Consider the following 16,133-nt stretch of genomic DNA (forward strand, 5'->3'; position numbering starts at 1 on the left):
TTTACTAAGATTTCACGCGAGCTACATCGTGAAGCGCAAAATTTTATCACGTCAGGCCGGTTGCTGCATCGCTGATTAACCGCGTAGCAACAACCGGAAGGGGAGGGTTATTCCGGCAGATTGAAATTGTGCAGAATTTCCAGAGGATAACGCGGTGATTGCTGATAACAGCGAATGCTTTCCGCCACCAGCGGCGAGCGCAGTTGCGCAGAACCGATAATTTCCTCGGCAGTCACCCAGCGGCAACGGTCAATATCAGCATCCTGCGGTGCGGTTTCCAGCATTTCTGGCAGGTCAATCACAAAGGCGAAACGCAGAAACGGCGTGGCGTCTGGTGCCTGCCATTGGTGCAAACCCAGGAAAAATTGTGGCTCCGCACGGATCCCTGTTTCTTCATACAGCTCACGTTTTGCTGCACTGACCAAGGTTTCATCGGCTTCGAGATGACCGGCAGGCTGATTCCAGGTGACTTTGCCGTGAATGGTTTCTTCGACAACCAGAAACTTTCCCTGTGCCTGAACGATGCAGGCGACAGTAACGTGCGGTTTAAACATGCGGAATTTCCTTCCATTGGCCGGGTTGTAAGTCGCCGAGGGTGAATTCGCCCATACTGAAGCGGATCAGGCGCAGCGTCGGGAATCCCACATGGGCCGTCATGCGGCGTACCTGACGGTTTCTTCCCTCGTATAACGTGATTTTCAGCCACGCCGTCGGGATAGATTTGCGCTCGCGGATTGGCGGATTTCGCGCCCAAAGCCATTCCGGCTCATCGACAATCTCCGCACCCGCAGGCAATGTCGGCCCGTCTTTCAGTGTGATGCCCTCGCGCAATGATTTTACTGCGGCGTCATCGGGTTCGCCCTCGACCTGAACATAATAAACTTTGCCGGTACGTTTGCCCGGCTGAGTCAGCGCAGCCTGCAGTTTGCCATCGTTGGTCAGCACCAGTAAACCTTCGCTGTCGCGATCCAGACGACCTGCGGCATAAACGTCTGTTAAAGAAATGTAATCTTTAAGCGTTGCCCGACCGGCCTCATCAGTGAATTGTGGCAGTACATCAAACGGTTTATTGAAAAGAATCACCTTTCCCGGCCCTTTTGGGGCAGATTGTTCTCTGGCAGGCCTTTTGCTGAAACGTTTAACGTTGTGATTTTTAAAAGATAGCGGGTTCATAGGCATTGAAGTTGGAGAGAATTAGCGCATTATACTTGAAAAATGTTTCGGATTGGCTAGCGAGAAATATTCGAGTAATATCGTCCGGCATCTTACAAATTTTTAACAAAAATGCGCTCGAAGGAGAGGTTAATGGAAAGCAAAGTAGTTGTTCCGGCTGAAGGTAAAAAGATTACAGTAGACGCTCAGGGTAAACTGGTCATTCCTAATAATCCTGTTATCCCATTTATCGAAGGTGATGGCATCGGTGTTGACGTAACGCCTGCCATGATCAAAGTCGTTGATGCGGCTGTTCAGAAAGCCTATAAAGGCGAGCGTAAAATCTCCTGGATGGAAATCTACACCGGCGAGAAATCCGTAGAACTGTACGGCAAGGACGTGTGGCTGCCAGAAGAAACTCTGGACCTTATCCGTGATTACCGTGTTGCTATCAAAGGCCCACTGACAACTCCGGTTGGCGGCGGCATTCGCTCCCTGAACGTGGCACTTCGCCAGCAACTCGACCTGTATATCTGTCTGCGTCCGGTTCGTTATTACACCGGCACTCCAAGCCCGGTTAAACGTCCTGAAGACACCGACATGGTTATCTTCCGTGAAAACTCCGAAGATATTTATGCGGGTATCGAGTGGAAAGCCGGTTCTGCTGAAGCAGATAAAGTGATCAAGTTCCTGCAAGACGAAATGGGCGTGAAGAAAATCCGTTTCCCACAAGATTGTGGTATCGGTATCAAACCTTGCTCCGAAGAAGGCACCAAACGTCTGGTTCGCGCTGCGATTGAATACACCATCACCAACGATCGTGATTCACTGACTCTGGTTCATAAAGGCAACATCATGAAGTTCACCGAAGGTGCCTTCAAGGATTGGGGCTACCAGCTGGCGCGCGAAGAGTTCGGCGGTGAGCTGATCGACGGCGGCCCGTGGGTGAAAATCAAGAACCCGAACAACGGCAAAGACATCATCATTAAAGACGTGATCGCGGATGCGTTCCTGCAACAAATCCTGCTGCGTCCTGCTGAATACGACGTTATCGCTTGTATGAACCTGAACGGTGACTACATCTCCGACGCCCTGGCGGCGCAGGTTGGCGGCATCGGTATCGCACCGGGCGCAAACATCGGTTCTGATTGCGCGCTGTTTGAAGCGACGCACGGTACTGCACCGAAATACGCTGGTCAGGACAAAGTGAACCCGGGTTCAATCATCCTGTCCGCAGAAATGATGCTGCGTCATATGGAATGGTTCGAAGCCGCAGACCTGATCGTCAAAGGCATGGAAGGCGCTATCGCTAACAAAACCGTGACTTACGATTTCGAACGTCTGATGGAAGGCGCTAAGCTGCGTAAATGTAGCGAGTTCGCCGACGACATGATCGCAAATATGTAATTGCCAAATTGTTGAAGAATCAGCGGAGGCTTAATGCCTCCGTTTTTTTTGTCCGCGATTAACTGATAAATGTCTCTGAACAAGGGCAATGCTTACATAAAAAATTTCAATATCAATAATTTGAGTTAAGTCTGTTGAGGCTAAGTACAATTTTTTGTTGGGGATTCAGACGGATAATAGTTTATTTTTTCGGCCTTATTGTGCATCGGGGGCAGCGGTGTTACATATGAGCCACTTTTTACCACAGGAATGACTTTTTGTTGCGCTCACTCCTTTCAAGCTCTCTGTTCCGTATTGATCTGCGACGCCTGATCCTGATTTTAGCCGTGATGAGCGCCTTTGTGACGCTCGCCAACAGCTTTTATGCCAGCTATCGTGTTCAGCGCCAGTTACTTATCGACAATACGCTCGAAGAGAACCGCGTTTACGCGACGAAACTGGCCGCCAGCACCGAACAGTTTCTAAAAAGTATGCAGAAACAGCTTGCCTACAGCAGTGTGATCGCGGCGAGAAATTTTGACGATCCTGCCGTTCTGCAATCTGAAACCGCGCGTCTGAAATACCAGACCGACAGTTTTAATTCTGTCGTGCTAACCAATGCACAAGGCAAAATCCTGGCGACGTCTCCTGACAGTTTGCAACTGGTCGGTCATATCCTGAAAACGCCGGGTGCGCTTGAAGCACTGGAAGAACGCCGGCCGCTGATCAGTAAACCTTATACCTCTGTCGCGCAGAATCTGGTGGTCGTGATTTCGACTCCGATTTTTACCGCTGAAGGTAAATACCTCGGGTACATCGCAGGCACTATTTACCTGCGCCAGAAGAGCATTTTGAATGAGCTGCTTGGCGAGCATTATTATCGCGACGGTTCTTATATTGCGGTGCTGGATAAAGAGCGCCGTATTCTCTATCACCCTGATGCCTATCGCATCGGAGAAGTGGTGAAGCCCCGTCCGCTGACTGAAGCTGTCAGAAAAGAATCCAATGGCAGCCTGATGGTCACTAATCTGGCGGGGCAGAACATGCTGGCCGGTTACGCCGTTGTTCCTTCGTCGGGCTGGGAAATTATTACTCAGCGGCCGACTAATTCGACGCTTAAGCCACTGGAAGGGCTGATGGTCAAAGTACTGAAACATCTGACGCCGCTGGCGCTGTTGACGCTGCTTTGTGTCTGGCTGTTCTCCAGAATGATAGCCCGCCCGCTCTGGTTACTGGCGCGCAGTGCTAACGAAATGGATAAACCTGATATTTCCAGCAACATCCGTGAAATCCCTTCCTGGTATTTCGAGTCGAACCAGCTCAAGCGTGCTTTGCTGATTGGCATTAATTTATTGCAGAAGAAAATCGGCAAACTTAAATTCGAAACGCAGACCGACCCGATGACGGGTCTGTTCAACCGGCGCGGGCTGGCGATGGCTCTGGAATCGGTAGTGCAAATGCGTCAGCAGTTTTCTGCGATTACGTTGGATATCGACCACTTCAAGACGATCAATGATTCTTACGGGCATGACACCGGTGATGAAGTGATCAGAACACTGGCCGAGCAAATCCGGCATAACGCCCGTGAAAGTGACATTCTGTGCCGCGTGGGCGGGGAAGAGTTTCTGGTGTTGCTGCCTGACACGACGCTGGCAGAAGCAGAAATGATTGCTGAACGTCTGCGGCAGAATGTGGAAATATTGGTGCTGCCGGGGATCCGCCCGATTACGATTTCATTAGGTGTTTCTTACTGGAATCAGCAAATGGGCGAACCGGAGACGTCACTGAAACGAGCCGATGAGGCGTTATACAAAGCCAAGCAGGAAGGGCGTAACCGCGTGGTTGTCGTACCTGAATAACGTTTTGCTCAGTCAGGGCATTGTTTGCCCTGACTGAGTTATTTACCGGTAGCAGCTTGCTGTTTCTTTGCCTGAGCCGCCAGATGATGCCCGATGGCGCATCCTGCCACAGCCCCGATGACAGCGTGATGCTTCAGATGACCTGCAACTCCGCCTACCACCGCACCTTTCAGACAGCCTTCTGCCTGCGCCAGTGAACTGACTAAAAGTGTACCTGCCATTGCTAAACCCAGAACTGTATTTTTCACCTGATCTCTCCCAAAATGAACAAATAATGCTGTGGCAGAAAATGTCACATCAGGTATCCAGCTGTCATTTTGCTATCTGTAAGCAGGTACTGCCGCTGTTACGCATCACGTGGTGAGAAGCCCCGTGCCGCGGGTCGTTTGAGTTAAACAACAGTTACAACTGCACAGGCGTTTAATGGCTCATTGAACAACGGTTTATATTGCCTGCCAGCAGCGGGCAACATTTTACTTTCTTTAACTCTGCTAAACTTAACGTCAGTAACCGGCGAAGATCTTTCTACTTCGCTGTTTCCGGTTATTTTCCACCCGTGAAGAAGGATGCCGCTATGACGCATCAAGAGCAATTGCAGGCCCTGATGGTTCGCATTGACGCGCTGGAACAACGTGAAAGACAACTGACTTATGCCTCAAATGCCTATCAGGCCATTCTGACGACCTTACTGGGGATCGTGGATAAAACCACTCGTGACCGGGTGATCAGCATGGTTGATCAGGCGCATGATATGGCTTATGCCAAAGCCAGTCTGGAACAGAAGGGAAACATTCTCGGCGCAGATGACATTACGCAGCGCATTTTCTTATTTGCTCAGGGGCGAGCGGCGCAATCTAAATAACGGCAGGCTGATGATGGATAAACGACTCGTTACCCGAAAGGTTGCGGGGCTTTTGTTTGTCTTGATATCAGGAGCGACGATCAGCTTTGAGCAGATTAATCGCTGCACCGAGCAAGATACGGCGCTGGACGCCGGTCGCCGTGACCAGTTGTTCATCGAGATACCCAATCAGCGCATCGGCACTCAACGGCTCACCTCTGTGGCGCATCTGGATCACGCCATCACCGATAATACGTGCAACTTCGTCCCAAAGCGGTTGGATCTCACTTTCCGAGAATTTCATAACAGCTCCCGTTTGTGTGATTTACGTACAATCTACCATCTGAGTGGCGTGTGGCAAGTGGGTTAGCGGAAAGAAGGTGAGGGCTCGAGGGATTTGAAGTGCCTTTCCTTACGCAGTCAAACGCCGTAAGGAAAGGCAGGCAGCATTAGTGTTTAATTACGTACAAGTCTTTGGTGTAAATGTAATTAAGCAGGCTGTCGTTGAAACCACCCACATACGGTTTAACCAGACGTGCGCTGACATAGTGATACAGCGGAATAACCGGAGATTGTTCAGTCAGTACCTGCTCCGCCTGCTGATAGGCTTTGCCAACGTCGGCTTTATCCGTGGCTTTCAGGGCATCATTCAGTGCCTGATCATAGGCTGCATTACTGAACTTCGGTGTGTTCTCGCTGTTGCCTGTGCGCAGCGTATTCAGGAAAGTCGAAGGCTCGTTATAGTCAGCAATCCAGGCATAACGCACGACTTCATACGTCCCCTGATGCATGGTATCAAGCATTGTTTTCCATTCCTGATTCTGTAAAACAGCATCCACACCGAGATTCTTTTTCCACATTGACGCGGCGGCAATCGCAATGCGCTGATGCGATTCAGAAGTGTTGTACAGCAGATTGAATTTCAGCGGATGGTCGGGACCAAAACCGGCTTCGGTCAGCAGCTTTTTGGCTTCTGCGTTACGCTGTTCCTGCGTCAGGCTGGCTTCTTTTGGTTTAGCGAAAGTAAAACCCCCCGTGTTATCTGGTGATAAATGCCATGCCGGGGTTTGCCCCTGACCTAACACTTTATCGGCAATGATCGACTTATCAATGGCCAGATTCAGCGCTTTACGCACGCGCACATCGTTAAACGGCGGCTTTTGCGTGTTCATCGCATAGTAATAGACGGCGAGATAAGGGCTGACGTGAACCTGCGAGCCCAACTCTTTTTTCAGCGAGGCAAACAACGGAGAAGGTACGGTATAGGTGATGTCGATTTCACCGGCTTTATAGCGGTTAACATCCGCAGTGCCTGAAGCGATCGGCAAATACGTCACTTTGTTAATGACGGTATGCGAGTTATCCCAGTAGTTCGGGTTGCGTACGGCGGTGATGCGCTCGTTGACTGTCCAGGTATCGAGCTTGAAAGGACCGCTGCTGACCAGATTTCCAGGTTGAGTCCACTTATCCCCGTATTTTTCAACATCTACCTGGCTGATCGGCGAAAGGGAAGGGTGTGCCAGCATGCCGAGGAAGTAGGAAAGCGGCTGATCGAGAGTAATTTCCAGCGTTTGTTTATCGAGCGCTTTGATCCCTAACTGATCGGCGGGCTTTTTGCCGTCAATGATATCAGCGGCGTTCAGCACATGCATGCTGCCGAGATAGCTTTCATAAGGTGAGGCTGTTTTCGGGTCGATCAGGCGTTGCCAGCTGAAGACCACATCTTGCGCGGTAATCGGTGAGCCATCAGACCAGACAATGCCGGGACGTAAATGGAAAACCCAGGTTTTGTTATCTTTAGTTTCCCAGCTACCAGCCAGGGAAGGCTGTGCATCACCCTTGCTGTCGGTAGTGACTAATCCGGCAAACAAATCGCTGAGGATGTTGAACTCCACATCGCTTTCCACTTTATGCGGATCAAGAGAAGCGGGTTCACTGCCATTGTTGCGGGTAATTTCCTGTTTGGCCGCCAGCTCTACACCTGCGGGAACGGTCGCAGCGTAAGTGGTGTAAGAGGCCATAAAGGTGGTGGAGAGAAGAAGCGCGAGAGGTATTTTTTTAAAGCTTCCATAAGTTTTACGTATCGTCATTGCCATTTCCTGCCCTGTCAATATGGTTAAATATCAATGAGTAACAGGGTATTCATACCTTTGTTCGGTTACTTTAGCAATCTTTATGAGACTTTTGTTATTACTCTGTGAAAGGCAACACAGTGGATTAGAAATCAGCGTTTTCGTGCGCCGGGATCCAATAGCCATCAATAAAATCTTCGATAGGATAGCAGCCGGCCTGCCGCAAGCCCTGCTGATGCATTGCAACGGTGCATTGTTTCTGAGTATTAAAGGCATCTACCACCAGGTCTTCACATCCTCCGCCCAGATAACAAATGGTCAAAACTAGAGCGAACATAGCGCGTCTCCTTCTTTGTCATCAGATTAAGCATAGAACTAATGTGTCCGTAAAAAAATGTAATAGCGCGCGTTTGCTGCATATTTGTCCGGTTGAAAAGAAGGGTAAGGGCAGAAATGGCAGAAAAGAGAATTTCAATAAAGGGCATGATATCCTCGCGACCATAATTTTTATGAATGACGTAATGGAAGGAGCAGCTCATGTCCGAATCTTTAAACAGAGAACAAGAAATCGAATCTGATCTGGTTGCATGCCAGCTGGTGATTAAGCAAATTCTGGATGTGATTGAAATTATTGCGCCAGCAGAAGTACGCGAAAAGATGTCCCATCAGCTGAAAAGCATTGATTTCAGCAAGCATCCGGCAGGTGCCGATCCGGTAACTAAACGTGCAATTGAAAAAGCGATTTCATTGATTGAACTGAAATTCACTAAGCACGACAGCTAAGAATTATTGTCATGCCCGTGCTAACGGGCATGACAAGCCAAAAAAGTGTCTTATTTATTATCGACCACTTCGCCGACTTTTTTGAAGATCGGACAGTTCGCGACACCAATGACTCCGCTGTCAGAATGAATGTACTGAGAGCTGACAATCCCTCTGGCCGTTAAGTACTGGCATTTCAGGCCTAATCCCGCTGCATTCTCGCTGCTTCCGACCGTCACGCCGTATCCTGAAAATAGAAAAATAGCGTAAATCACAGCCAGTACAATAATCGTCTTAACGATACCCATTCTGAAACTCCCTAAATATCTGCTCCTGAACTATTCAGGATATTGATCAGCATAGTAGAAGTTATTTTTTAGCAAATGTCATTGCAGCAGATTCCTAATCACCACAGCCCTGAAGATGTCAAAAAAAATTGGCCCCGTAAAGGGGCCAATACATTACTGAAGAGTGTTATCAGACAGGCAAATTACCAGCGGTATTTCATACCCAGGTTTGCTGCCCAAGGCTGGTCAACATCGCTGCCGCCGAGGTAGTTGACACCTGTGTAAACCGTGAAGTTTTTGTTCATGTCGAACTGACCCCCTAAACCAAGGCGGACAGCAGAACCATCAACGCCGTTATCGATACGGTCGCCGTTGATGTTTGCATCGTTTTCAGCATCTTCATACACATACGCCAGAGTTGCGTAAGGACTGATTGCCTGATCTGCACCCAGATCGAAGGTATAACCCAGGTTACCCCCCAACTCATAACGCATGCTGTCATAAGCCTGATCGCTAACATGCATGTTGTTGGTCATGCTGTAATCGTCATCGCCAATAAACACACCAGTAATGCTTGCGTATGGAGTCAGATAAGCCTGTGGAGCGAATTTCCAGTCGTAACCCAGTTTCAGACCAAAGCCCCATGCATCAGTAGTGCTGTCACCTGATACTTGCTGACCGTTGCTCATGGTGCTGTCAGTAGAGTTGCTGAAATGGCTGTAGCTCAGAGAAGAATCAAAGAATGCGCCATTGTTGAAGTTCAGGCTGGAGTAAACGCGTGCTGACTGGCTGTCAGTATCCGCATCCGCATCATCCATAGACAGGCTTGATTTGGCGAAGCTTGCTGCCATACCGACCAGCCACTGGCGTTCGCCACCGCCTTCGGTGACTTTATCCAGACCAACCATAATGCCATTAACGTCCTGATCGTAATCAATTACGCCGTTGTCACCATTTTGCTGACCGCCAAAGTAGTTAACCCACACACCACCTTTGTCATTGCCCTGGGTGTGACGTGAACTGTTCATGCGGTTTTCTAAGGTGTCTTGTTCCATATGCCAGGTTGCTGCATTGGAAGAAGGCAGGCTCAGTGCTGCATTGGCGGTAGAGGTAATGCCTTGTTTAGCCAGCACTACAGTATCGTCATACTGCTCAGCCTGATATTGATAGGCGCCCAGATCAGCGGTGTTAGCATGAGTAAAGGTCGCATTGCCGCCGTAGATGCGGATCAGCTCTTTATTCTCATAATCAGCAACCTGGCCTTCGCCTGTCGCGTTATCAATACGTACCTGATAATTACCGTTGGTCACGCCATTGACGGACAGATGACCGTCAGAATTGATACCGATAGTGCCCTGATCATAAACATAGTCGGCGGCAGTTTTGTCGCGTGCGTTGTTCATGTCAGAGTTAAGAACATATTCACGGCTACCGATATCGAAAGTACCGTTATCAGTCAGAACCATATTATGCGTATCAACCTGACCCAGACCTAAGTTCAGTTCAGAACCGCTGCCCACTGTGATGGTGTTGGCGTAAAGAGACGCAGTTTCTTCGGTTAATGATGCCTGACTGCCTGAGTTCAGGCTCAATACATCAGTCTTAACATCGCCATGTGCGGAAATTTTCAGGGTTGACGCATTGGTCAGAGATATATGATCTGCCAATAGTTCAGATTCAGCAACATTCACCTGAGAACCGTTATTGACGGTCAGATCATCAATGTTTGATGATTTGGTTGTGTCCCACTCGGAACCGTTGTTCAGCGCGACATTAAACAGACCGCTTTGATAAACATCATCGCCAACCAGATAGCCATTGGTGCTGCTGAAAACAGAACCCGGCCAGATGCTGTTGGTGCTGCGGTTATACAGTGCTGAATCCATCTGAACATCTGAAGTGGCTGCGCCAACCCATTTGCTGCCATTGTCCAGTGTCAGGTTCAGTTCGTCTGTGTCATCCCAGCCATTGGTATCCAGCACACCATCTGCATTGCTGTCATAACCACCGACGTAATAGTTTTCGTCGAAGGTGCTGACAAAAGCCACGTCACCGGTAATAGTTGAATTATTGAATACGGCATTGGTTTTCATTGCGTTATCAGCTGTTGCACTTGCAACAACAGATAATGCAACGTCATCGGCCGGGGTACCTGCGGCACTATTATTGCCGTAATCGCTTGGCTTATCGGACTGGCCGTAGAAACCGGTGGTCTGCAATTCTGTGTAAGAACCAGAAGTCAGCGCGGAGTCATTAACTGTCAGCGTATTATCAAACGTATTGCCGTTATTAACGTCAGTATCAGCCCACTCGTAGCCTTGGGTCAGCGCAATGCCAGCGACGTGAGAGTTATTCTTAATAACGATGTCACTTTCCTGATCCAATGTCACCGCAACACCCATATCGTAGGTATTCAGGGTTTCATGATCACGCACATTATTAGCATCGGTTACGTCGTAATCGAAGTGTTCGTAAGTATCGTTAATAGTGGAATTATCAATGGTCAGTTGCAAAGGTGACTGATCATAATCATTACGCGCATCGCCGCAATCGGTCGACATACACTCAGAAGTGATCATGCCGTTGACAGTGGTGTTGGTAATATTCAGCGTGTTGCTACTGTTGTTATCAAAGCCCAGATAGTGAGTGGAAATAACACCATTGACTACAGCGTTATTGATTGAAGAGTAGATGTCTCCGCCAACGTAGCCGTTATCTGCACCGTCATCATCTGCATATCCACGATAGCCGATATGACCCGCCAGAGTAGAGTCATGATAGAACGTGTCATATACGGTGCCAGATATATCAGCTGATATCGCCGCAGGTGCTGTAACTGCAACAGCGCAGGCCAGCGCTATTTTAGAAACGAAGAACTTTTTATTCCATGCATGCATTTATTAATCCCTCAACAAAAAATAGTCAGCATGAGTAAGCTGAAAATAATTCAGCTATTATGCTTTCATTTATATTACAGAAGAGACAGAAGAACTGTTCGACGGCGGGATGATATTTTAATGCATGGTTTAATTCAACAAGGAAGTTCCAGTGAAAGTTCATCAAATTTGAAAATTTATATTTAATAATTGACGTGTTTTTAGTTTTGCATTTCTATTAATATTTTAATTGTTGCTTCATAGTTTCTAAATAAATGTCTTTTATGGGTAAGCAGAACAGGCTGATTAAACCTGGTCTGATGCGAGCCAGGATGCGTTCTTTCAGTTCAGGCGGTTATTTATCATATTGGAATTATGTTGAGATATGGTCTTTCATGAAGTTAATGGCTTCCTCCGGTTTCTATAATTTCAATATGTAATGTATTATTACAGGGTCTGCAAAATTCATTTTTAAGAAATTCGAAAGGGAGATGTTATTTTTAAAGGCAGAATGAATAATTGGTTTTATTTGACGCAGGTCAACTCTTGCCTGGTTAGTATATATAGATAAAGTGAATACATTTTTATTTATGATTTACGTATGTGATTATTGCAGGATGTTTGCCCGTTAAAAGCCGACGCTTTGTTATATCGTTGTTTAAGATTTTCATCGTAGTATGTGTGTCTGTTCATTCATCCGTTGGACGTCGCCTTGAGCCCTGATAGACGCTGTTTAAACCAAAAGAGACCTGCCATCAAATTGAAAAAGCCTGTTTTCAATGTCAGGAGGATCGTGATGTTCGTTCTTTTCCTGCTCATCTGCATAGGTCTTTACCTGCTTGCGCTTAACAGCTATTGCGATCAGGGCGGGAACTTTGATCTGGGCGTTTGTGCGATCACTTCATTTATCCCTTTTTAGGGGATCTCTGCCAGAAATTCTGTCTGCCACCAGCCCGGCAGTAAGAAAAGCCTGTTTTTTCGTTAATGGATTTGTGAATGACTTCCCTGATCAGCCGGTGATGGTAAGATGAAGGCTCTGAACATTCAGTGGTAGGGTAGTCAATGTTTGATTTCGCAATGGGCCAAAACAGCCTGGCTTCATTGGTGCTGTTCGCACTCTCAGCTTTGTTATTTTTGCTGGTGTGGTTTTTTATCAGCCGGGCCAGTGTCAGGGCAAATGAACACATCGCTTTGTTGCACGAGATAGCTGAGCAACAACGCCAGCAAACCGAGTTGCTCAAGGTTCTCGCTGCACAGGCACGAGGCAAAGCGCCTCCTGTTGAAGCAGAGGATGATTCTGCTCTCAGTCTGCGTGGTTTTATTCCTGAACGATAATTTTACATCGTAAACCCGCTTCGGCGGGTTTTTGCTTTTGTTACTCCTTCATAAATCTGTCTTATTCTTCCGGTAGTCTCCACGCATGTGCCCTGCTGGATGGATGAACTGATGATCAAATGGTCGGAAGAAAACGATAGCGAAGTAAACCACAACATTGCTTTACTGACGGGAGAGGAACCTGAGAAGTGGTATCCCTACGGCGGTATGAAGGGCAAAGATTATTGCAACAACCCCTCCGACGCGTGGCCGATTATTTGCGCCAACAAAATCAGCATCAATTTTAAAGAGTTGCAGAGCGATCCCCTCTGGCTGGCTGAGATAAGCAGTCCTCATGGCCAGTGGCAGGCGCAGAGCAAACGGCCTCTTCGTGCCGCTATGGTATGTTTCCTGCTTAGTAAGACTTGCGCATAAGCAAAAGCGCAGAGATACTCAGATTGTGACAAAGTTTTGCAAAGAAGTGATTCGAATAAGCGTCGCATAAAGCGATGCGTATCAAGTGATTAATGTTTCCTCATTTTGACAGTTGTGTCTAAGGCGGAGTCCATTATGAAGCGCATCATTAAAGGTGATAAAACTCTTTCCCATCTGGTGGTTGCTCATGCAGCTATCGACAGTCATGAAAAAGCCTACGGCAAACGCCGGCAGGGCTGGCCTTCAACCTATCTCATTAAGTATAAAGATGCGCGTGTAGCGGTCGAAGTCGTCACCCGCAGACAATCCTATGTTGCAACCCTCATGATCGGCGCCAGAAATCTGACCAAACTTTGCGGTATGCCTGCCTGAAAATCAGGAATACATTCCCGTAATCTCAAACCGTGTCGTTAAACCGACACGGTTTTGTTTTATACAGGCTTTCTCATCAGCTGGCGCCGGTAAACATTTCCCCGGCGGAAAGGGCGCTTCAGCAGCCCTGAAATCAGGCTGATCAGGTCAAGTACCAGCAACATTGTCCCGGTTATCGCCAGAACCATCAGCGTCAGAATGGCGAAGGCGATGACTTTGAGTGAAGCAGGGACTTTGATTCGGCGAAAGCGTGAGCTGAGCCACAGGCGGCCGTACTGGGTCTGAATCTGCATGATATGCGTCAGTCGCGCAGTAAATGAGCGTCGGCGTTGATTGGTGTTCCTGGTCATAAATTTTCTCCTTTTTGAACGTCCTCAGTAAAACACACAGTTATTAAGATTTTCTTAACCGTTGATAGCTGCTGAATTGGCACATATTTTTTCACTTTCTCCCTGTAGTGTGATTAACAAATATGCTACTTAAAATGATGTGTTCACATTTTCGTTCTAACAGGAAAGCTTTCCCGTGGAGTCCTATGCCTGGTAAAAATCCCTATTACGATCCTTCAAAATCTCATCATACGCCTGACGGTTTTACCAATGTTGAACCGCAGAACCGGCAGGAGGGGGATTTCAAACGCTGGAGAAAGGAACGTAAAGCCCAGCAATTGCCTGCACCGCCAGAGAAAGGCTACCAACATTTCATCAGCCAGTGGTGGCAGGAGGCGGATTTTAGCGGAACAGATGATCGTGTATGGTTTTTAGGTCACGCCTGTTTATTGCTGCGCGTGGCGGGACGTTACGTTCTTATGGATCCCGCGTTGTCGGCTCGCGCCTCGCCGCTGAGCTTCTACGGGCCTAAGCGTAAAACGCCCGTTGCTGCACCGGTTGAAAAACTGCCACCTATTGACGTCGTGTTATTTTCCCATAATCACTATGACCATCTTGATCGCGCGACTGTGCGCAAGCTGTTGCGACGTTTCCCTGACGTGCAGTTTATGGTGCCTTTGGGCATGAAACCTTGGCTTGAGCGGCGCGGAGCGCGGTATATCGAAGAACTTGACTGGTGGCAGGAACATCAGTTTGGTGATCTGACTTTTTCAGCCGTGCCAGCGCGCCACTGGAGTATGCGCACATTTTGGGATCGCAATCAGTCCCTGTGGTGTGGCTGGGTCGTCAGAAACACTGATTTGCGCTTCTATTTTTCCGGGGACAGTGGTTATAGCAATCAATTTGAACTGATCGGTCAGCGTCTGGGGCCGTTCGATTTAGCCGCCATTCCCATCGGCGCCTATGCACCAAGATGGTTCATGAGCGCGCAGCATATGGATCCGCAGCAGGCTGTGACGGTCTTTTCGCAACTACGTTGTCAGAAAGCCGTGCCGATCCACTGGGGGGTTTTTGAATTAGCTGATGATTCGCTGGATCAACCATTAAACGAATTAGCGGAAGCTATATCTCAAAGTGACTCGCCTGAAATGGAATTTAAACCCTTAAAAATTGGTGCGAGCATTTCTAAAGATTGAATATCATTTTCCCGTTGCAGAGGGATTATAAAGTGCAATTTAGGGCTTGTTAAATGAGAAGTATTATCAATTAAAGCTTTGCATTTATGATGACTTACAAAATGAAGGGGTTATTGATATGTTAATTGATATCCATGGAAGGATAATGTTCCCTTATCAGATATTTTGCGCGTGGAATAATTATTCGTATCGGTAAACGTAAAAATCGGCTGATGGAGCGTTATCCCTGAAATTTCTTGATATATAGTGCATTGTGCTGATTGCGCTGTCGTAAGGTCCTTGCCAGTCATGCCGTCGCAGCACCCATTGCGCGCCCGTTTTCCCAGAGCACGATAATGATGATTTGAGATTCCGATCACGGTATTTAATAATAAATTTTTATAACGATATTTTTTATATGAATAAGTGATTTTTAAAAGTTTGCGCAAGTGTTATACCAATTTAACCAACTCGCAAACTTTAATTCATTATAATGTCAAAAACGAGATGATAAGAAAACTGTATTAGAAGAGCGAGGGATTTAGAATTGAAACGCCGAAGGCGTTGAGTGATGTTATGTATTATCGGCTACACGCCGAAGGCGCACAGTTTAGGTGCATTTATTGCGGTCTGCGTTTTGTTTTGCACCATTTTATCCTTCCCTGGCGTAATTGATTATTGCATAACCAGTCATATTGTCTGGCTATGTCTTTAACCGGTTGCCCGTTCTGTTGTACAAGTGAGCACCTTGCCCGACAGACCCGCTGTCACCCGAACCTGACCTGACCCGGGGTGTTGCTTTACCACGCCTTATCAGGCCATCAGGAAAAGGTTTTGGCCGATCTTGACAATAAAAATTCAAATAAAGGTGTGTTTTACGCTTACTGTTCTGCATTAAATGATCAATAATCAAAAACAGGTCGTTATTGTTTTGTTTGATATGCAGGTGAAACTGCAAAGCAGAAAAAAGCATGTCTATCAACATATTTCAGCATAACTGAACACGAAGTGCCTTTAACCGGCTCAAATATGTGCGACATGTCCATCACTGATTAAAAATGGCTTGCCATCGAATTCAGAGTATGTGATAACGCATCTGGGTAAAACGAGGTACAGTTCTGTATATGTGTGGCATTTTCAGTATAGAAGTTCTGAGTAAAGACGTTCACGTTGAATACCGCTTCTCTGCCGATTCTAATCTTAGTGCCTCAAGCAGTAACGACTCTAGTTTGTCTATGTAACGCCTACGGGCGGTTTAAACAATCCAAAGGAA

19 protein-coding genes are annotated in these 16,133 nt (G+C 47.4%); 10 read left to right on the plus strand and 9 right to left on the minus strand.

Annotation, left to right across the window (positions count from 1 at the left end):
• Window positions 1-107: 107 nt before the first annotated feature.
• Window positions 108-554, minus strand: a complete 447-nt coding sequence (locus CKQ54_RS11060; protein WP_112291088.1) for an NUDIX hydrolase — start codon at window positions 552-554, stop codon at window positions 108-110.
• Complete coding sequence (gene rluE / locus CKQ54_RS11065; protein WP_120160662.1) at window positions 547-1,173, minus strand: 23S rRNA pseudouridine(2457) synthase RluE; 627 nt, start codon at window positions 1,171-1,173, stop codon at window positions 547-549. The genes CKQ54_RS11060 and rluE overlap by 8 nt, the downstream gene beginning before the upstream one ends.
• Before the next feature lie 132 nt (window positions 1,174-1,305).
• On the opposite strand from rluE, the gene icd reads away from it, so the two are divergent.
• Together icd and CKQ54_RS11075 are read left to right on the plus strand one after the other, a co-directional pair.
• A complete protein-coding gene (gene icd, locus CKQ54_RS11070; RefSeq protein ID WP_112291085.1) occupies window positions 1,306-2,559 on the plus strand; it encodes an NADP-dependent isocitrate dehydrogenase in 1,254 nt (417 codons plus the stop codon).
• A 329-nt stretch (window positions 2,560-2,888) separates the two neighbouring features.
• Complete coding sequence (locus CKQ54_RS11075; RefSeq protein ID WP_120160743.1) at window positions 2,889-4,397, plus strand: sensor domain-containing diguanylate cyclase; 1,509 nt, start codon at window positions 2,889-2,891, stop codon at window positions 4,395-4,397.
• Window positions 4,398-4,435: 38 nt separating this feature from the next.
• On the opposite strand, the gene CKQ54_RS11080 is transcribed toward CKQ54_RS11075, so the two are convergent.
• A complete protein-coding gene (locus CKQ54_RS11080; RefSeq protein ID WP_120160664.1) occupies window positions 4,436-4,618 on the minus strand; it encodes a hypothetical protein in 183 nt (60 codons plus the stop codon).
• 353 nt (window positions 4,619-4,971) lie between these two features.
• Between CKQ54_RS11080 and CKQ54_RS11085 the strand changes: the two genes are divergently transcribed.
• Window positions 4,972-5,259: a hypothetical protein gene (locus CKQ54_RS11085; RefSeq protein WP_112291083.1), complete on the plus strand. Its 288-nt coding sequence runs from the start codon at window positions 4,972-4,974 to the stop codon at window positions 5,257-5,259.
• Window positions 5,260-5,326: 67 nt separating this feature from the next.
• On the opposite strand, the gene CKQ54_RS11090 is transcribed toward CKQ54_RS11085, so the two are convergent.
• The 3 genes from CKQ54_RS11090 to CKQ54_RS11100 all read right to left on the minus strand — a co-directional run bounded on the left by CKQ54_RS11090 (window position 5,327) and on the right by CKQ54_RS11100 (window position 7,647).
• Window positions 5,327-5,542, minus strand: coding sequence for a hypothetical protein (locus CKQ54_RS11090; RefSeq protein ID WP_112291082.1), 216 nt, complete (start codon window positions 5,540-5,542; stop codon window positions 5,327-5,329).
• A 145-nt stretch (window positions 5,543-5,687) separates the two neighbouring features.
• The gene (locus CKQ54_RS11095; protein WP_120160666.1) at window positions 5,688-7,328 is read right to left on the minus strand and encodes an ABC transporter substrate-binding protein; all 1,641 of its coding nucleotides are present in this window, start codon (window positions 7,326-7,328) and stop codon (window positions 5,688-5,690) included.
• A 127-nt stretch (window positions 7,329-7,455) separates the two neighbouring features.
• Window positions 7,456-7,647 carry a YdfD/YebW family protein gene (locus CKQ54_RS11100; protein WP_095921376.1) on the minus strand — a complete coding sequence of 64 codons (192 nt, stop codon included), beginning with the start codon at window positions 7,645-7,647 and terminating at the stop codon, window positions 7,456-7,458.
• Window positions 7,648-7,847: 200 nt separating this feature from the next.
• On the opposite strand from CKQ54_RS11100, the gene CKQ54_RS11105 reads away from it, so the two are divergent.
• Window positions 7,848-8,093: a DUF2766 family protein gene (locus CKQ54_RS11105; protein WP_015697897.1), complete on the plus strand. Its 246-nt coding sequence runs from the start codon at window positions 7,848-7,850 to the stop codon at window positions 8,091-8,093.
• Between the two features lie 50 nt (window positions 8,094-8,143).
• Here CKQ54_RS11105 and CKQ54_RS11110 read toward each other — a convergent pair whose 3' ends face one another.
• Complete coding sequence (locus tag CKQ54_RS11110) at window positions 8,144-8,380, minus strand: YobH family protein (RefSeq protein ID WP_112291078.1); 237 nt, start codon at window positions 8,378-8,380, stop codon at window positions 8,144-8,146.
• A 182-nt stretch (window positions 8,381-8,562) separates the two neighbouring features.
• Window positions 8,563-11,256, minus strand: a complete 2,694-nt coding sequence (locus CKQ54_RS11115; RefSeq protein ID WP_120160668.1) for an autotransporter outer membrane beta-barrel domain-containing protein — start codon at window positions 11,254-11,256, stop codon at window positions 8,563-8,565.
• A gap of 775 nt (window positions 11,257-12,031) precedes the next feature.
• Here CKQ54_RS11115 and mgrB point away from each other — a divergent pair.
• The 4 genes from mgrB to CKQ54_RS11135 all read left to right on the plus strand — a co-directional run bounded on the left by mgrB (window position 12,032) and on the right by CKQ54_RS11135 (window position 13,356).
• Window positions 12,032-12,154 carry a PhoP/PhoQ regulatory lipoprotein MgrB gene (gene mgrB / locus CKQ54_RS11120; protein ID WP_162940700.1) on the plus strand — a complete coding sequence of 41 codons (123 nt, stop codon included), beginning with the start codon at window positions 12,032-12,034 and terminating at the stop codon, window positions 12,152-12,154.
• Between the two features lie 143 nt (window positions 12,155-12,297).
• Window positions 12,298-12,570, plus strand: coding sequence for a YebO family protein (locus tag CKQ54_RS11125; protein ID WP_120160671.1), 273 nt, complete (start codon window positions 12,298-12,300; stop codon window positions 12,568-12,570).
• Between the two features lie 111 nt (window positions 12,571-12,681).
• A complete protein-coding gene (locus tag CKQ54_RS11130) occupies window positions 12,682-12,984 on the plus strand; it encodes a phage protein NinX family protein (RefSeq protein WP_112291072.1) in 303 nt (100 codons plus the stop codon).
• A gap of 135 nt (window positions 12,985-13,119) precedes the next feature.
• Entirely contained in the window at window positions 13,120-13,356 is a 237-nt protein-coding gene (locus tag CKQ54_RS11135; RefSeq protein WP_013576199.1) for a DUF4060 family protein, read from the plus strand.
• Between the two features lie 59 nt (window positions 13,357-13,415).
• Here CKQ54_RS11135 and CKQ54_RS11140 read toward each other — a convergent pair whose 3' ends face one another.
• Window positions 13,416-13,706 carry a hypothetical protein gene (locus CKQ54_RS11140; protein WP_120160673.1) on the minus strand — a complete coding sequence of 97 codons (291 nt, stop codon included), beginning with the start codon at window positions 13,704-13,706 and terminating at the stop codon, window positions 13,416-13,418.
• 185 nt (window positions 13,707-13,891) lie between these two features.
• Between CKQ54_RS11140 and CKQ54_RS11145 the strand changes: the two genes are divergently transcribed.
• Together CKQ54_RS11145 and CKQ54_RS11150 are read left to right on the plus strand one after the other, a co-directional pair.
• Window positions 13,892-14,881, plus strand: a complete 990-nt coding sequence (locus tag CKQ54_RS11145; protein WP_120160675.1) for an MBL fold metallo-hydrolase — start codon at window positions 13,892-13,894, stop codon at window positions 14,879-14,881.
• Between the two features lie 1,103 nt (window positions 14,882-15,984).
• A complete protein-coding gene (locus CKQ54_RS11150; RefSeq protein ID WP_071823629.1) occupies window positions 15,985-16,101 on the plus strand; it encodes a DUF2627 domain-containing protein in 117 nt (38 codons plus the stop codon).
• The last annotated feature ends 32 nt before the right edge of the window (window positions 16,102-16,133 follow it).

Origin of the sequence: Rahnella variigena, from assembly GCF_003610915.1 — a bacterium.
Lineage (GTDB): Bacteria > Pseudomonadota > Gammaproteobacteria > Enterobacterales > Enterobacteriaceae > Rahnella > Rahnella variigena.

What these genes read in the sequence shown, in the direction of transcription:
- rluE (WP_120160662.1), bottom strand. Translation starts at nt 1,173, where the DNA reads ATGAACCCGCTATCTTTTAAAAATCACAACGTTAAACGTTTCAGCAAA.
- CKQ54_RS11130 (WP_112291072.1), top strand. Translation starts at nt 12,682, where the DNA reads ATGATCAAATGGTCGGAAGAAAACGATAGCGAAGTAAACCACAACATT.
- mgrB (WP_162940700.1), top strand. Translation starts at nt 12,032, where the DNA reads ATGTTCGTTCTTTTCCTGCTCATCTGCATAGGTCTTTACCTGCTTGCG.
- CKQ54_RS11150 (WP_071823629.1), top strand. Translation starts at nt 15,985, where the DNA reads ATGTGTGGCATTTTCAGTATAGAAGTTCTGAGTAAAGACGTTCACGTT.
- CKQ54_RS11105 (WP_015697897.1), top strand. Translation starts at nt 7,848, where the DNA reads ATGTCCGAATCTTTAAACAGAGAACAAGAAATCGAATCTGATCTGGTT.
- CKQ54_RS11125 (WP_120160671.1), top strand. Translation starts at nt 12,298, where the DNA reads ATGTTTGATTTCGCAATGGGCCAAAACAGCCTGGCTTCATTGGTGCTG.
- CKQ54_RS11115 (WP_120160668.1), bottom strand. Translation starts at nt 11,256, where the DNA reads ATGCATGCATGGAATAAAAAGTTCTTCGTTTCTAAAATAGCGCTGGCC.
- CKQ54_RS11090 (WP_112291082.1), bottom strand. Translation starts at nt 5,542, where the DNA reads ATGAAATTCTCGGAAAGTGAGATCCAACCGCTTTGGGACGAAGTTGCA.
- CKQ54_RS11085 (WP_112291083.1), top strand. Translation starts at nt 4,972, where the DNA reads ATGACGCATCAAGAGCAATTGCAGGCCCTGATGGTTCGCATTGACGCG.
- CKQ54_RS11100 (WP_095921376.1), bottom strand. Translation starts at nt 7,647, where the DNA reads ATGTTCGCTCTAGTTTTGACCATTTGTTATCTGGGCGGAGGATGTGAA.
- CKQ54_RS11145 (WP_120160675.1), top strand. Translation starts at nt 13,892, where the DNA reads ATGCCTGGTAAAAATCCCTATTACGATCCTTCAAAATCTCATCATACG.
- icd (WP_112291085.1), top strand. Translation starts at nt 1,306, where the DNA reads ATGGAAAGCAAAGTAGTTGTTCCGGCTGAAGGTAAAAAGATTACAGTA.
- CKQ54_RS11140 (WP_120160673.1), bottom strand. Translation starts at nt 13,706, where the DNA reads ATGACCAGGAACACCAATCAACGCCGACGCTCATTTACTGCGCGACTG.
- CKQ54_RS11080 (WP_120160664.1), bottom strand. Translation starts at nt 4,618, where the DNA reads ATGGCAGGTACACTTTTAGTCAGTTCACTGGCGCAGGCAGAAGGCTGT.
- CKQ54_RS11075 (WP_120160743.1), top strand. Translation starts at nt 2,889, where the DNA reads ATGAGCGCCTTTGTGACGCTCGCCAACAGCTTTTATGCCAGCTATCGT.
- CKQ54_RS11110 (WP_112291078.1), bottom strand. Translation starts at nt 8,380, where the DNA reads ATGGGTATCGTTAAGACGATTATTGTACTGGCTGTGATTTACGCTATT.
- CKQ54_RS11095 (WP_120160666.1), bottom strand. Translation starts at nt 7,328, where the DNA reads ATGACGATACGTAAAACTTATGGAAGCTTTAAAAAAATACCTCTCGCG.
- CKQ54_RS11135 (WP_013576199.1), top strand. Translation starts at nt 13,120, where the DNA reads ATGAAGCGCATCATTAAAGGTGATAAAACTCTTTCCCATCTGGTGGTT.
- CKQ54_RS11060 (WP_112291088.1), bottom strand. Translation starts at nt 554, where the DNA reads ATGTTTAAACCGCACGTTACTGTCGCCTGCATCGTTCAGGCACAGGGA.